The organism is Candidatus Pelagibacter sp. RS39, from assembly GCF_002101315.1.
Taxonomy (GTDB): Bacteria; Pseudomonadota; Alphaproteobacteria; order Pelagibacterales; family Pelagibacteraceae; genus Pelagibacter.
Genome location: NZ_CP020777.1, coordinates 298072 through 313868 on the forward strand (window position 1 = coordinate 298072; position 15797 = coordinate 313868).

The 15797-nt window shown below is 22.9% G+C and carries 15 protein-coding genes; 12 read left to right on the top strand and 3 right to left on the bottom strand.

Annotated elements, in window-relative coordinates; all coding sequences use genetic code 11:
- Positions 1–15: 15 nt before the first annotated feature.
- Positions 16–1158: a glycosyltransferase gene (locus tag B5L73_RS01610; protein ID WP_085147131.1), complete on the top strand. Its 1143-nt coding sequence runs from the start codon at positions 16–18 to the stop codon at positions 1156–1158.
- A gap of 159 nt (positions 1159–1317) precedes the next feature.
- Positions 1318–2280 carry an NAD-dependent epimerase/dehydratase family protein gene (locus B5L73_RS01615; protein ID WP_085147133.1) on the top strand — a complete coding sequence of 321 codons (963 nt, stop codon included), beginning with the start codon at positions 1318–1320 and terminating at the stop codon, positions 2278–2280.
- A 14-nt stretch (positions 2281–2294) separates the two neighbouring features.
- On the opposite strand, the gene B5L73_RS01620 is transcribed toward B5L73_RS01615, so the two are convergent.
- On the bottom strand, positions 2295–3203 hold the full coding sequence (locus tag B5L73_RS01620) for a class I SAM-dependent methyltransferase (RefSeq protein ID WP_085147135.1): 909 nt from the start codon (positions 3201–3203) through the stop codon (positions 2295–2297).
- Positions 3204–3309: 106 nt separating this feature from the next.
- Here B5L73_RS01620 and B5L73_RS01625 point away from each other — a divergent pair, with 106 nt between their 5' ends.
- Genes B5L73_RS01625 through B5L73_RS01640 form a run of 4 tightly spaced genes read left to right on the top strand, consistent with a single transcriptional unit; the run spans position 3310 to position 6998 of the window.
- A complete protein-coding gene (locus B5L73_RS01625; RefSeq protein WP_085147137.1) occupies positions 3310–4281 on the top strand; it encodes a GDP-L-fucose synthase family protein in 972 nt (323 codons plus the stop codon).
- Between the two features lie 32 nt (positions 4282–4313).
- The gene (locus B5L73_RS01630) at positions 4314–5393 is read left to right on the top strand and encodes a glycosyltransferase (protein ID WP_198150121.1); all 1080 of its coding nucleotides are present in this window, start codon (positions 4314–4316) and stop codon (positions 5391–5393) included.
- Positions 5380–6117 carry a glycosyltransferase gene (locus B5L73_RS01635; protein WP_085147141.1) on the top strand — a complete coding sequence of 246 codons (738 nt, stop codon included), beginning with the start codon at positions 5380–5382 and terminating at the stop codon, positions 6115–6117. Before B5L73_RS01630 ends, B5L73_RS01635 begins: the two co-directional genes overlap by 14 nt.
- Positions 6114–6998 carry a glycosyltransferase gene (locus B5L73_RS01640; protein ID WP_085147143.1) on the top strand — a complete coding sequence of 295 codons (885 nt, stop codon included), beginning with the start codon at positions 6114–6116 and terminating at the stop codon, positions 6996–6998. Before B5L73_RS01635 ends, B5L73_RS01640 begins: the two co-directional genes overlap by 4 nt.
- On the opposite strand, the gene B5L73_RS01645 is transcribed toward B5L73_RS01640, so the two are convergent.
- The gene (locus B5L73_RS01645) at positions 6974–8308 is read right to left on the bottom strand and encodes a hypothetical protein (protein ID WP_085147144.1); all 1335 of its coding nucleotides are present in this window, start codon (positions 8306–8308) and stop codon (positions 6974–6976) included. The two genes, B5L73_RS01640 and B5L73_RS01645, sit on opposite strands and share 25 nt — an antisense overlap.
- On the opposite strand from B5L73_RS01645, the gene B5L73_RS01650 reads away from it, so the two are divergent.
- Genes B5L73_RS01650 through B5L73_RS01665 form a run of 4 tightly spaced genes read left to right on the top strand, consistent with a single transcriptional unit; the run spans position 8289 to position 11802 of the window.
- Positions 8289–9062, top strand: a complete 774-nt coding sequence (locus B5L73_RS01650; RefSeq protein WP_085147146.1) for a glycosyltransferase — start codon at positions 8289–8291, stop codon at positions 9060–9062. The genes B5L73_RS01645 and B5L73_RS01650 overlap by 20 nt on opposite strands.
- Positions 9062–9736: a glycosyltransferase family 2 protein gene (locus tag B5L73_RS01655; protein WP_085147147.1), complete on the top strand. Its 675-nt coding sequence runs from the start codon at positions 9062–9064 to the stop codon at positions 9734–9736. The genes B5L73_RS01650 and B5L73_RS01655 overlap by 1 nt, the downstream gene beginning before the upstream one ends.
- Positions 9733–10788 (top strand): GDP-mannose 4,6-dehydratase, encoded by a 1056-nt coding sequence (gene gmd / locus B5L73_RS01660; protein WP_085147149.1) that lies wholly within the window; start codon positions 9733–9735, stop codon positions 10786–10788. The genes B5L73_RS01655 and gmd overlap by 4 nt, the downstream gene beginning before the upstream one ends.
- A 3-nt stretch (positions 10789–10791) precedes the next feature.
- Complete coding sequence (locus tag B5L73_RS01665) at positions 10792–11802, top strand: hypothetical protein (RefSeq protein WP_085147151.1); 1011 nt, start codon at positions 10792–10794, stop codon at positions 11800–11802.
- Here B5L73_RS01665 and B5L73_RS01670 read toward each other — a convergent pair.
- The gene (locus B5L73_RS01670) at positions 11799–13055 is read right to left on the bottom strand and encodes an O-antigen ligase family protein (protein ID WP_085147153.1); all 1257 of its coding nucleotides are present in this window, start codon (positions 13053–13055) and stop codon (positions 11799–11801) included. The two genes, B5L73_RS01665 and B5L73_RS01670, sit on opposite strands and share 4 nt — an antisense overlap.
- A gap of 174 nt (positions 13056–13229) precedes the next feature.
- On the opposite strand from B5L73_RS01670, the gene B5L73_RS01675 reads away from it, so the two are divergent.
- On the top strand, positions 13230–14885 hold the full coding sequence (locus B5L73_RS01675; RefSeq protein WP_085147155.1) for an LIC_10190 family membrane protein: 1656 nt from the start codon (positions 13230–13232) through the stop codon (positions 14883–14885).
- Entirely contained in the window at positions 14878–15765 is an 888-nt protein-coding gene (locus B5L73_RS01680) for an NAD-dependent epimerase/dehydratase family protein (RefSeq protein ID WP_085147157.1), read from the top strand. Before B5L73_RS01675 ends, B5L73_RS01680 begins: the two co-directional genes overlap by 8 nt.
- Positions 15766–15797: the final 32 nt, after the last annotated feature.

Genomic DNA, 15797 nt, shown 5'->3' on the forward strand with positions numbered 1-15797 from the left:
TTCAAAAAAATTAAGATGAAATTATTTTATTGGTCACCTTTTTTAACTAATATAGCAACAGTTGATGCTGTTACAAATTCAATAAATTCTCTTAGAAAATATGATAAAGATAATAAATACAAAACTTTTATAATTGATTCTTCAGGAGAGTGGCAAGAAAAAATAGATAAAATATCAGGAATTAATATCATTAAATTATATAATAAAAATTATTACAAATTTTTACCAAAAGGTAATTTTCTGAAAAGTAGATTGTCACAAATGTTTATCTTTATATCAAATTTTAATTTACTAAGAAAATTACTGCTAAAAGAAAAACCAGACTTTTTGATTGCTCATTTAATAATATCTTTACCATTAATTTTATTTTTTTTTTTCAAGTTTGAAACTAAATTAATTATAAGAATTTCAGGCACACCAAAATTAAATGTATTAAGGAGATTTTTTTGGAATTTTTTTTCAAAAAATGTTCATACTGTGACTTGTCCAACTGTATCCACATTAAAAAAATTAAATTCTTTTAAAATTTTCCCAAAAGAAAAATTAAAACTTCTTTATGATCCAATTCTTAGGGTAAATTATATAAATGCTAAAAAAAAAGAAAAAATAGAAGATAGATTCACTAAAACTAAATACATTCTTAGCATTGGTAGATTGACCAAACAAAAAAATTTTTCTTTATTAATAAATGCTTTCAAAGAAATTGTAAAAGAATATCCAGACTTAAAATTAGTTATTCTAGGAGAAGGCGAGGATAGAAAAAAACTTGAGAAATTGATTAAAAGGTTAAGTTTAAGCGATATTATTTTTTTAGAGGGATATAAAAAAAATATATTTAACTATATACACAATTGTGAATGTTACATTTCATCATCTTTATATGAGGACCCAGGTTTTACTCTTATAGAGTCAGGTTTTTTAAATAAGCCAGTAATCGCGGCTGATTCAAATACTGGCCCATCTGAAATATTGGATAATTCTAATAATGGTTTTTTATTTAAAAATAATGATAAAATTTCTCTTATTAATCAATATCATAAATTTAAAGATTTAAGCATCAAAGAAGCAATGAATAAAAAAATAAATCTCAAAAAATTCTCTAAAAAATTTTCAATTTTTCAACATTTTCAAAATCTGGAAAAAATTTTATCTAATTAAACTGATAAATTCTTTAAATTTATATGATGATTGATAGTTCTTAAATTTCCTTAGTTCTAAACAATTATCAAACTTTAATGTTCATCAAAAATGATATAGCTTTTTATAAAAAATATTTATATCGTTTATAAAATAATATTGATATATCAATATAATTTTATGCAAATATTAATTACAGGCGCTGCAGGTTTCATTGGATTTGGTATAACTAAATATTTGTTAAGATCGTCTAATGTTAGAATAATTGGCATTGATAGTTTAAATAGTTACTATTCAAAAAAATTAAAAAAAGATCGTTTAAAGGAACTATCGCAACACAAAAAATTTTCATTTTTTCATATTAATATTTTAAATAAAAAAAAATTAGAGCAAATTTTTAAAACTAAAAAAATAGATTTAATCATAAATCTAGCTGCACAAGCAGGAGTACGTTACTCATTAGAAAAACCCAGTGAGTTTGTTGATAATAATGTTCAAGGATTTTTTAACCTTATTAATATAGCTAAAAAATATAGGATTAAGAAAATCATTTATGCCTCCTCTAGTTCTATTTATGGTGACTCAAAAAAATTTCCTTTAAATGAAACTCAAAACTTAATGCCAAAAAATATATATGCTTTATCAAAAAAGATTAATGAGGAGATGGCAGAGATATTTTCTAAACAATATGATATTTCTTTTATAGGACTGAGGTTTTTTACAGTATATGGAGAATGGGGAAGGCCAGATATGTTTTTAATTAAATATTTAAACTCAAGTTATAATTATAAAACAAAATTTTATTTAAATAATTTCGGTAAACATACCCGCGATTTTACGTATATTTTAGATGCATGTAAGATCATTTCAAAACTTATTTTCAGTAAAAAAAAATTAAAGCATGAGATTTTTAATGTTTGCTCAAACAAACCCAAGAAATTAAATGATATAATAAAAAGAATTAATGCTTTAACTCAAAAAAAACCTAAATTATTTAAAAGAAAATTACAAAAAGCTGATGTAGTAAAAACTCATGGATCTAACAGAAAAATTAAAAGTTTCCTTGGAAAACAAAATTTTACTTCAATAGATCATGGGTTAAAAAATACTGTTGAATGGTTTAAGAAATATTATAAATTTTAATTATTAAGTTTTAATTACATTTTTTCAAAATAATAAATTTTGAGATCTTTTAAATCTACCTTTATATTTATATTTTGAAGTAGTTTTATTTTAGAAAGAAATTTAAACATAAAACTTAGTTTTGGAAAAATTAATATCAATTTTTCGATAAGATATCCAAAACTTACATATCTTGGATCATTCAATATTTTTACTAATTTAAGATTATTATTTTTTCCAAAAATTTCTAAAGTTTGATTAGAAAAAAAAACATTATGAAATGGTATTATCCAGTGATAATATCTACCAGTAATTTTTGCATACAAAGAATCAATATTAAATGTGGTCAAAATCAGTTTTCCGTTTTTATTAAGTAATTGATTTATTTGTGATAAAACTTTGAATGGGTCATTAAAGTGCTCTATGACATCCGCCATTATAATCAAATCGTATTTAATTTTTTTTTTTAAATGATTTTCAATTGATTCATTGTAAATGTTTAAATTAAACTTTTCTTTTGAGTAATTTGAACCATGGGTGGAAAGTTCTAATCCAGAATAATTTTTGACTTTATCTTTCAATACTGAACCCAAAACTCCATAATATGAACCTATTTCAAGTACATTCATATCTTTATTAATTAATCTACTTATTTTATTGGTAAATTTTTCAAAATAATATTTTTTAAATTTTATTTGAGATATGTATTTATCGTCCACAACATCTTGATAGTTTTTCTCAATTTGATTTTTATCGACTTGGAAAATGAATTCAGAGAAAATAATTTTACATTTTAAGCACTCATAAATTGATGGTTTTTCATAGCTATCTGTTGTGCAACTAAAATTAATTTTTTTGTAGTCTAAATTTTTAGAGAAATATTTAATTTTAATTTTACCATCACATATATGGTTTGGACATTTGTTATTATTTGTAATTGTCATAATTAAGATAAAGAAAAGTTAACAAAAATTTTGTAATTTTATATTAAAAAAAAATATATTTTTTAAATTAAAAATATATAACATTTATTAAAAATTTAAAATAACAATGAAAAATAATCTCTTAAAAAATTTCAAGATATATGTAGCTGGTCATAATGGAATGGTTGGTAGATCAGTAATTAGGTATTTAAAAAATGAGGGTGTAAGAAATATTATTTTTGCAAATAGAAAAAAACTTAATTTACTTAATACTAGGGACCTAGAAAAATTTATTAAGTCTAAAAAACCTCAAATTGTAATTAACTGTGCAGGAAAAGTAGGAGGCATATTAGCAAACGCAAGTTATCCCGTTGAATTTTTAAATGAAAATATTCAAATACAATTAAATTTAATTAATTTATCTTATAAATATAAGATTAAACATTTTGTAAATCTTGGGAGTTCTTGCATATACCCTAAAAATTCAAAGCAACCTATTAAAGAAAAATATCTTTTATCTAATGAGCTTGAAAAAACTAATGAGGCTTATGCTCTTGCAAAAATTGTCGGATTGAAAGTTTGTGAATTTTATAATCAACAATATAAAACAAATTTTTTTACTTTGATGCCATGTAACTTATATGGTCCATATGATAATTTTCATTTGAAAAATAGCCATTTTATTCCAGCTCTTATAAAAAAATTTATTGAGGCAAAAAGAAAAAAAAAAAAATCTGTTGAAATTTGGGGCTCAGGTTTACCTCGAAGAGAGGTAATGTATGTAGACGATTTGGCAAGAGCTATTGGATATTTATTAAAATTAAAAATTAATAATAATAAAAAGTTCTTGAAAACTTTAAAAGAAAATTCTCTAATTAACGTTGGATCTGGCCAAGAGTTTCAAATAAAGAAGTTCGCGGAAATTATTAATAAGCTAACTTCCTCTAATAAAAAATTAATATTCAATAAAAAATTTCCTGATGGCACAAAAAGAAAAATTCTGGATATTTCAATTTTAAAAAAAATTGGGTGGAAATCTAAAATAAATCTTTATGATGGTCTAAAAAATACAATTAGCTGGTATAAAAAAAATTACTAGTGCGCTTAAAATGAAAAAATGAGATTTTTAATTTGAAAAAAAAAATAATTTTTTATATCCCCTCAATTGAAGGTGGTGGTGTTGAGAAAAATCTTTACTTATTAATTAAATATTTACCTAAACAAGTTGGTAAAATTTATATTATTACTGCAAATAAAAAAATAAGTAATTCTAAAGATATAAAATATGTTTGTCCTAATTCTGGTTATTGGAGCAAAAAAAATCGAATAGTGAAAAATTTAATTTGTATTTTCTTATTGATTAAAAATTTTTGGTCTTCTAGGGCTGTAATCTTATCTTTTCAATCAAACTTGACTTCAATAATAATTGCTAAAATTTTAGGATTTAAAATAATAATAAGACTTAATACAAGTCTAAAAAAATATTTAAAAAATTTTTTTAAAAGAATTATTTTCAAATTTTTTTATTCATTTTCTGATGTTATAATTGTAAACTCAAAATTTTTTCAAAAAGAATTAAATGAAGTAAATTTAAAATCTCATTTAATTTATAATTTAAATACATATGAGAAAAAAAATAAAGAACTAGAATTTTTTAAAAAATTTAGGGGATTAAAAATATTAAATATTGGAAGATTAACTGATCAAAAAGATCAATTAACACTCATTAAAGGTTTAGATATTTTGAAAAGAAAAAATATAAATTTTAGGTGCGGTATAATTGGAAGAGGCTCATTTAAAAGTAAATTGGTCAGCAAAATTAAAAGTTTGAATTTAGAGAAAAACATCAAACTAGTTGGTTTTAAATATTACGCAGAACAATATATTTCAAAAAGTGATATTTTTGTATTGTCTTCAAAATTTGAAGGACTTCCAAATGTTCTTATCGAGTCTCAAAAATATGGTGTACCAATTATTTCAAGTAATTGTCCAACAGGCCCTAATGAAATATTGATGAGCGGTAGACTAGGAGAATTATTTCCAGTTGGTAATTATTCTATTTTAGCTAATAAATTATTCAATTTTTCGAAAAATAAAAAAATTTTGAAAGTAAAATCTTTAAAAGCAAAAAAATATTTAAAAAGATTTGATCCCATAATAAATTCAAAAAAATATTCAAAATTAATTTTGAAGGAGTATGAAAAATTATAAAATATCAATAATAACTGTAACTAAAAACTCTGAAAAATTTTTAACTCAAAATATTTTAAGTGTTAAATCTCAAAAATATAGAAACTTTGAGCATATAATTGTTGATGGAAATTCAAAAGATAAGACAATCCAAATTATTAACTCACATAAAAAGAGTGTGAAGTTTGTAAAAAATCTTAATGACAAAGGTCTATATCACGCAATGAACGTTGGCATTAAAAAATCATCTGGTGACATCATTGGGATTTTAAATTCAGATGATATTTATTTTAAGAATACATTAAAAATAGTTAATAATTACTTTAATAAATATAGAGATTTAGATTTTTTATTTGGTAGTGTTTATAAGCACAAACTTTTATCTGGTTATAATCCAAATATTATTAATTGGAGCTTTGGATTCTATACTACTCATTCGGTTGGTTTTTTCATAAAAAAAAAATCTCAATTAAAAGTGGGACTTTATGATTTAAAATATAATTATTCTGCAGATTATGATTTATTTTTGAGGATGATAAAAAGATTTAAGTTAAAGGGATTATCTACCAAAAAAAGTGAGATTTTTGGAAGATTTAGACGGGGAGGTCTTTCTTCAAGAATAAATTTTTTAGATTATCTAATCGAATGCAATAAAATAAGACTCAACAATGGTCAGAATATTTTTCAGGTTTATTTTATTTTTATTTTAAGAATTTTAAAAAATTTTAAGAAAATTATTAAATGAATATCTATATTTGTTCTCTTTTAAGTAAAAAAAATTTAAAATTTTTAGGCTCTCATCTAAAATCATTTAACAAATTAAAAATACCCGGAAATTGCAATTTTAAAATCGTATTTGTTATGAGTCCGAAAATTTACAAAACAAAAAATTTACTTAAAAATTTTTTAGTTGATAAAGATTATTTAATACTTAAATCTGTAAAAGATAATATTCCAGAATCTCGAAACGTCTTCTTAAAATTTTTAAAGAATAAAAACGTTCAATATGCAGGGTTTATAGATGATGATTGCACAATCAATAAAAATTGGCTTTTAAATATGATTAAGTTTATTAATCAAAATAATTGTGACATAGCTGGTGGACCTCAATACCATGATATTAAAAATAAAATTTTCAAAAATTATTATGATGTTTTGGAACCTGTGCGTTATCACGGTCAATTAGTAAGGTGGGTAGCAACAAATAATTGTTTTTTTTCAAATAAAGTTTTTAGAAACCAAAACGTTTTTTTTGACAAAAAATTTGCACGGGTAGGTGGAAGTGATCAATTATTTTTTAGTGAATTAAATAAAAAAAAATTTATCATAAAGTGGAATACTGAGTCATTTACTACTGAAAATTTTGATCTTAAAAGAGAAAAAAAAAAATGGTTTTTTAGGAGAAATTTTAGATACGGATACTCAGGAAATTTGATTGATAAAAAAATTTATGGGAAAATTAGTTTGTTGATTATTCTTATGAAGATTCTTTATCTAACAAGTATATCATTATTTTTTCTACTTATTCCATCTCGTAAAAATTATTTAAGAGCCTGTTTTTTATTTCTAAGAGCCCTAGGAAGATTTGTAGGATTATTTAATTATAAGCCTAAAAAATATATATAATTTGAGCCAACATAATAAAATATAAAATAAAAAAAAATGATGTAATTATTTTTTTCAATTGATTGCAAAATCTTATACTTATCAAAAAAGTTTAAAAAAATAATGTAGAACATTGGTTCAAAATATTTTTGAAAAATAAAAAAACCTGAACTAAAAGTAGTTAACAATAAAGCAACAAGTATATAATTTGATAATGTGTTTTGACTAAAATATAGAAGAAAGTAAATCCCAAAAAAAGAGGCAGGAATAACTAAATATGGATTATCAAATAAAAAATAAGATAGCTTTAAAATAATTCCACCACCGATATTTCCGTTATATACAAAGTTCAAACTACACAAAAGAGTTATAATGATACTTATAATAAAAATTTTTTTATCAAAAAGGTAAAATAATTTAAATTTATAGTGATCATACTTATTGACAATTGTTTGAATTATAAATGGAATTAAAAAAAATAAGATCATTGAAGCACTGACTAAAATCGAAGAGTTAAAGTTTGTTGTGTTTTGTCTCAATCCGAATAATAAAATAGGATTTAAAATTAAAAAGTATAAACCCGGAATTGCACACAAAATTATAAATAAAGATATAAAAATAAATTTTTTTAAACTTATCTTGTTTATTAAATGAATTAATAGAAAAATAAAAAAGAAGACATAAAACTGTTTTGTGTAACAGGCTAAAGTAAAAAATATGATAGAAAATACTAATTTTGTATTTTCTCTAAAATTTTTTTTTACAAAAGAATTAAAAAACAATATTCCTAAAGAAAAAAATATTAGAGCGGTATTATGGTTATTACCCCAAATTGCAGAGTATTGAAAAACTGGTAAAATAAATATTAGTGAAGATAAAACTAAAATTATTGATTTATCAAAATTCTCAAAACGTTTTTTCAGCACATGATATAAAATCAAAGGAAGTAAAAATGAAATTATTAATACAGAGACTAAATAAGTATTAATGGAATTGATAAAATTTAACTGTGAAAATATTAAATGGTGTAGAGGAAAATTTATCAAATTAACATCCTCACCCATTGTTAAAATAAAAAGATTGTTTAGGTCTTTTTTTAAGAAAACTATGTATTTCCAATGAGTTACTAAATCACTTACAACTCCCCCGGTTTTTGTTTGAATATCATAATCAAGTAAATATGAATTATAAGCGAATGCTCCAAGAATATTTGATAAATTGATTTTTAAGAAAAAACTTATTAATAATGTAACTACAAATAGAGTTGTAAATATCCAAACAAAATATCTATTTGTCACGAGTTTATCTAGAATGGTAAAAAAAAATTTCATATCAATAATTATACCTTATCACAAAAAAAGAAATTTTTTTAAAGAAACAATTGAGTCCATAAACAATCAATCTTATAAAAATTTTGAAGTAATAATTATTTATGATGATACTGATAGATCAGAATTAGATTATGTAAAGAAAATTATAGGAAATTTTAAGTTTAAAAAAAAACTAATTATTAATAACAAAATCATTGGTGCTGGATTATCAAGAAATAAAGGTATTAAAATTTCAAAAGGTGAATATATCGCTTTTTGTGATGCTGATGATTTATGGGATAAAGATAAACTTAAAATACAATTAAACTTCATGAAAAATGAAAATTTACTATTTTCTCACACAAATTACTTAATCATTGATTATAAATCAAAAAAAATTGGTAACTTAAAAGTTCCAAAAAATATTTCATATAATGAATTGATAAAAAGTTGTGATATAGGATTATCAACTGTTATGATTTCTCAATCGCTAACTAAAAATAATCTTTTTTGCAGTTTAAAAACAAAAGAAGATTATTTATTATGGATAAAATTGATTAGACAATTAAAAAACTTTAAAAGCATAAATCAAAACCTTGTAAGTTGGAGATATTTGAAAAACTCTCTATCATCTTCAAATTTTCGAAAAATAGGAGATGCATTAAAATTATATAGAAATCATCTAAATTTTAGTTTTTTGTTTTCAATTTTTTGTGTATTAAGATTAAGTTTTTATGCTTTGATTAAAAAAACTATTATATATTTTAGAATTTAATGGAAAAACTAACTTTAGTAATACCAGCAAAATTTGAAGCCACTACTCTTCCAACTGTTTTAAAAGAGATCAAAGATCTAAATCTAAATTGTAAAAAAATTGTTGTAGTTCCAAAATATGATGTGGAGACTCAAAAGGTATTAGAGGGCACAGATTGTGTAGTTTTGATACAAAAAGGAGAGGGTTTTGGAAATGCTCTTATTGAGGGTTTAAATCATTCTTCAACTGAATATTCTTGTATTTTTAACGCCGATGGTTCTTTTGATCCAAAATATTTAAATGAAATGTTGAGTAAAAATGAAGATAATTATGAATTTGTATTTAGCACTAGATATAGAAAACCTGGCGGAAGTGATGATGATACAATATTAACATTTTTGGGTAATTACTTTTTTACCTCATTATGCAAGATCCTATTTAGATTAAATATTTCAGATGTTCTTTATACCTATGTGATGGGAAAAACTAATGCTTTTAAAGATTTAGCTTTGACTAATAATGATTTTTCGTTTTGTGTTGAACTGCCAGTGAAGGCAAAATTTAAATCTTTTAGAGTTTTTGATTTTCCATCTTATGAAAGACCAAGAATTAGTGGAAAAAAGAAAGTAAATGAGCTAAAGGATGGCTTTCTAATTTTAATTTCTATATTAAAGTTATTTATATTTAAAAAATGAAAAAAATAGCATTGATAACTGGAATTACAGGACAAGATGGTTCTTATCTAGCTGAACTTTTATTAAAAAAAAATTATATAGTCCACGGATTAATAAGAAAATCATCAACATTCAATACAAAAAGAATAGATCATATTTATGTAGATCCACACAGCAAGACAAATTTTTTTTTACATTATGGAGATCTTACAGATACCAATAGTGTTTATAATATAATTCACAAAATAAGGCCAAACGAAATATATAACTTAGGAGCACAAAGTCATGTTGGTGTATCTTTTGATAATCCTGAATATACATCAGAAGTTTCTGGAATTGGAACATTAAGATTGTTAGAAGCTATTAGATTTTTAAAAATTAAAGACATAAAATTTTATCAAGCTAGTACCTCAGAACTTTTCGGTGAGACTTACGGTAAGAATATATTCAGTGAAAAATCTAAATTTCATCCAAAGTCACCTTACGGAGTAGCAAAACTTTATTCATATTGGATTACTTCAGTCTATAGAGAGTCTTACGGGATTTTTGCTTGTAATGGAATTTTATTTAATCACGAAAGCCCAAGAAGAGGAGAAACTTTTGTTACTAGAAAAATTACAAGATTTTTAGCAAGAAAAAAATTAGGAAGTAAAGAAATACTGTATTTAGGCAATCTTAATGCAAAAAGAGATTGGGGACATGCAAAGGATTATACAGAGATGCAGTGGAGAATTTTACAACAAAAGAAACCTGATGATTTTGTAGTTGCTACAGGCCAAGCATTTTCGGTAAGACAATTTGTGGAAATTGCCTCAAATTATCTAAAACTTAAAATATATTGGCAAGGTAAAGGATTAAAAGAAGTTGGATATTTAAAGAAAGGATCAAAAAAAGAGATAATCATTAAGATAGATAAAAATTATTTTAGACCTAATGAAGTTGAATATTTAAGAGGTGATGCAAGAAAGGCTTTCAGAGTGTTAAAATTTAAACCTAAGTACTCTTTTAAAAATTTAGTTAAAGATATGATAGAAAGCGACTTAATTGAAGCTAAAAAAAAATTCGAAATTTAGTATATGCTAGAGATTAATGTAATTTTAATCTCATTTTTTTTATGTCTTATTATTAATTATATTTTACTTAAAAAAAATTTTTTAATAGATAAAAAGTTCTTTCCACACAAATCATTTGTGAGCAAAAATTTAGTACCTATTAGTGGTGGTTTGATTTTTACTATAAGTGCACTATCATTTTTACAATTTGAAAATAATTTTAGCTATGTAATATTTTTAATTTTTTTTGTTGGAATTTTATCAGACTTAAACACGCTTAAATCACCTTATAAGCGTTTTTTTTTACAAATATCCGCAGTACTTGCTTTAGTTTTTTTGAATAAAATTTTTATATCCTCTATAAGAATTCCTTTTTTTGATCATTTGCTTACGTTTGAATTATTTAAATACTTTTTTGTGGTGTTTTGTTTATTAATTTTAATTAATGGCTCAAATTTTATAGATGGAGTAAATACTTTATTAATCGGATATTTTTTATCTGTTATTTTGATAATCCTTATTTTAGTTAACAATTACAACCTAAATTTTGAAACGCAGAATCTTAAAATTATTTTTTCTGTTCTTTTAACTTTATTCGTTTTTAATTTTTTTGAGAAATTCTTTTGTGGAGATGGTGGTTCTTACGCAATATCATTAATTGTTGGGTATTACTTAATTCTATTATCGAACTTAGATTTGATTATTTCACCTTATTTTATTGCATGTTTATTATGGTACCCAGCGTACGAATGCTTATTTTCAATGATTAGAAAAAAAATTAAAAAATATCAAATTACCAGCCCAGATAACAGGCACCTCCATCAACTTTTATTTATTTTTTTCACAAAAAAAATGAAATTTAACAGTTGGGTTATTAGTTCTTTAACAGGAATTTTAATTAACACTTATAATCTCATTATTTTTTATATTGCGCTTGTTAATGTTTCACAAACAAAAATTTTAGTAACAATTATAATTCTAAACGTTATTTTTTATAACTCTATTTATTTTATATTAAAAAATAAAATTCGCTAGTTTGTTTTTTTTAGATTCGCTAATCCTAAAAAAAACCAAAATAAGAAACCATTAAAAGTTGAAAATAAACTACCACTTGGCAAAATTGGAATTAAAAAAATGATTAAATAAAAGTTTATTATATTTTTAAAAATATTTTTTTCTTTAAAATCATTAAATAATTTTTTTTTAAAAAAGCTGTATAAAAATAAAAAAAAGATAAAGTAACCTAACAAGCCTTGTTCTGACAATAATTCAAAATGTATTTGATGAGGATGAGTTGTACATCTTTGATGTGTAAACTTTAGATTTTCTTTAAAATATCTTTTATCATAACACTCAAATCTAAAGTTTTTATTTCCAACACCATTCAATTTATTATTTTTAAAAATCTCAATAGCAGTGTCATAATGAGCAAAGTACTTAATGTTTTCAAATCGTTGAAAAAAGGTTTTCGGTTTTTCAACGTTAAGAATTCTGTAAAAGAATTCTGTTTGTTTCATTAGAACAGTTGGAAAAATAAAAAATAAAGATGTTGCAAGGAGGATTGTTAATATAAGCAAATGAAACTTTCTTAATATCAATTTTCTTTCATCTATAAAATAAAAAATTAAAAGAAAAAGAATAGTTGACTTTAAAAAAGCTGATCTTTCCCCTGTGATAAGAATACTAAAAAAAACAAGGATTAGTATTGAATTTAAAATAATCTTATATTTTTTAGTAAGTTTATTTTGAAAAAAAAAAATTGTCGTTATAAAGCCAAAACTAAAAAGAAAAGTTCCAACTACATTTTCGTCATAGAAGAAACTAGTAATTCTGGTTCCGTCTAGACTTTTGAAACCCAACATGTTTGATCCAGTGAACTTCTCAAAAAAAATATCTATTATGATTATGAAAATTATAAATAGCCAGAATTTAAAAATTTTATCTAAAATTTCTTTTTTATTTAATAGTAGAGGAATAGCTGGGAATAATATTAAAAATTTTAAAAATAATAAAGATCTTAAAATTCCATCGTAGCCGAATGATTGATTGATGTAGTAATTAACAAATGAATTTAAACAGAGATATAAATACAATATTGAAAGTATTATAAAGTTTTTATTCTTCAACCAAGTAAAATTTTTAGTTCGCAAAACATTAAAAATAAATAATATAAAAATACTTAGTAAATAAAAATTTATAAAAAAATTACCAATAATAATAGCTATAGGAAGTGTAGCAAATAGAATAATTATAAAGTTATCTTTTATATCTAATTTTTTTGATATCATTGTTAGAGATTCTAATTATTCTTATATTGATTTTTAATTTTTACAACAAAGTTTATTTGAGGTAAAAGTCATTGATATTTATTTGCTTATTATGGGACTAAAAAAAAATCTGTTAAGAAAAATGATCGTAATCCAAGTTTCTTTTTAGATTGATGGAATATAATTAAATTTTAAATGATAAACTTACCTATACTTTACTTTGGTTATTTGATTATCTTGTTTTCGATTATTGGTTTTGGATACTTATCCTCTAAACTTTTATCTATCAGACTCTCTCTTGGAGAATTAGGTTTAAGTGGAATTTTATTAATGACAATTTTATCATATATTACTAATTTATTTGTTTCTCACGGGTTTATTCACAATTCTATTTTTTTGCTAATAGGCTTATTTGCTTGCTTTTTTATATCAAAAAAAAAATTATTCAGAAAAAAAATTAAAATAATTATATTAATCTCATCTGTTTTGTTCATCGGAATTCTGATGCACAAAACACATGATGATTTTTTTTACTATCATTTCCCATACACAATTTCATTAATTGAATTGAAAAAAATATTTGGTGTAGGTAATTTAGAACATGGATTTCGTACTCCATCTTCAATATTTTATTTTAATTCTTTATTTTATCTTCCGATTTTGGAAAAATCTTTGATTAATAGTGGTGCTATATTTTTCTTAATTTTTTCAAATATATTTCTGATTCAAAAAATATTTAATCAATTAAAAAATAAAAGATACAATTTTATATTAGTATTATCTCTATTTTCTTTATTATTTATTAATACAATTTTTTACAGAATAGCTGAACATGGGACTGATAGATCGGCATTAATTCTTATTTTTATTTTAGCCATTCACTATCTTGAGGGAACAAATAGAAAACTAAGTAAGATAAATTTTAAACATTATTATCAAAAAATACTAATTACTGTCCTTCTAATAGTCTCACTAAAAAGCTTTTATCTAATTTACACGATCTTTATACTAATCCTATTTTTTGAATATAGAAAAATTTTATTTGAAAAAACTTATTATAGAAAAATCTTTTTTGAGCGGGTGAGCTACTATTTTTTAATTGGGGTTACAATTTTTATATTTACTATTTTTTCAAATACTGGTTGCTTAATTTATCCTGCCAGTTTTACCTGTATCGAGTCATTTTCTTGGTCTATACCAAAAAAAGAGGTTATAGAAATGAAAACCTGGTATGAACTTTGGTCTAAAGCAGGTGCAAGTCCAACTTACCGAGTAGATGATGTTGAGTATTATTTATCTGGATTAAATTGGTTTCCTAATTGGCTACATAATCATTTTTTTAATAAAATTTCAGATTTTTTATTATCTTTATTTTTGATTGTAATGATTTCCTCATTTTTTTTAGTCAAATTTAAAAAGAAAAGATTAAAAAAAAACAATATTTATTTATTTTATTCTGCAATTGTACTTTTACTGCTTGAATGGTTTTTAAATCATCCAGCTTTAAGATATGGCGGTTTTACACTTATTGGATTGTCTATTTTTATTCCTCTGAGTATATTTATTGAGAGTAAACTTAATTTGACCTCTAATCTAAAAAAAAAGATTACTTTTTTAATTTTCTTATCTTTCTCTATCTTTTTATTTAAAAACATCGATAGAATTTTTAAAGAGACTAAAAAATATAACTATAATCCTCTGATTAATGCTCATTATTTTATTAATAACAATTCTAACCATTTTAATGAATTATTTTTAAAAGCAGAAAAAAAAAGAAATATTGATGGAAAAAAATTTTATATTGTTTTAGATAAAGATTTAATAAAAAAATTAAATTTAAACAATGACTAAAAAAATTATTGTTGTAACTGGTGGAGCTGGTTTTGTTGGTGCAAATTTAATAGAAAAATTTTTAAGGAATACACAATGCAAAATTATAAGCATTGATAATTATAGTTCTGGGACAGTTAAAAATCATATCAAAAATAAACGAGTACTATATATTAAGGACTCATCATCAAACATTTCAAAGATTCTCAACAAATATAAAACAAAAATACATACAATTTTCCACTTTGGTGAATTTTCAAGGATATATCAAAGTTTCTTAAAGATGGATGAATGTATTATGTCAAACTCAATTGGTACACATGCTGTTTTCAATTTTTGCTTATCCAATAAAATTAAATTAGTTTACTCAGCTACTTCTGCAACGATAGGCAATAAAGGAAAAGATAAAAACTTGTCACCATATGCTTTCACAAAAGCTAAAAATCTGGAAATGTTAGAGAATTTGAAAAATTGGTTTAACTTTAAATACGAGATTTTATATTTTTATAATGTTTATGGACCAAAACAAATATCTGTTGGACCTATGGCTACAGTAATTGGTATTTTTGAAAATCAATATAAAAATAAAAAGCCTTTAACTGTTGTAAAACCTGGCAATCAATCTAGAAGATTTACACATATTGATGATACAGTAGATGCATGTTTTTATGCATGGAAAAAAAATAAATGTAGACACTATAGTATTTCAACAAAAAAAAGTTACACAGTTTTAGAAGTAGCTAGAATGTTCAAAACTAAGATAAAATTTTTAGCTCCTAGAAAAGGTGAGAGATATGCCTCTGCTTTAACAAATATGAATTTGTCTAATAAAGTTTATAAAATTTTTGGTAAAATTAGCCTTAAAAATTACATTAAAATCATTGTTAATAGTAAAAAATGAAGACTTAAATTGTTTACATTAAACTTATTTTA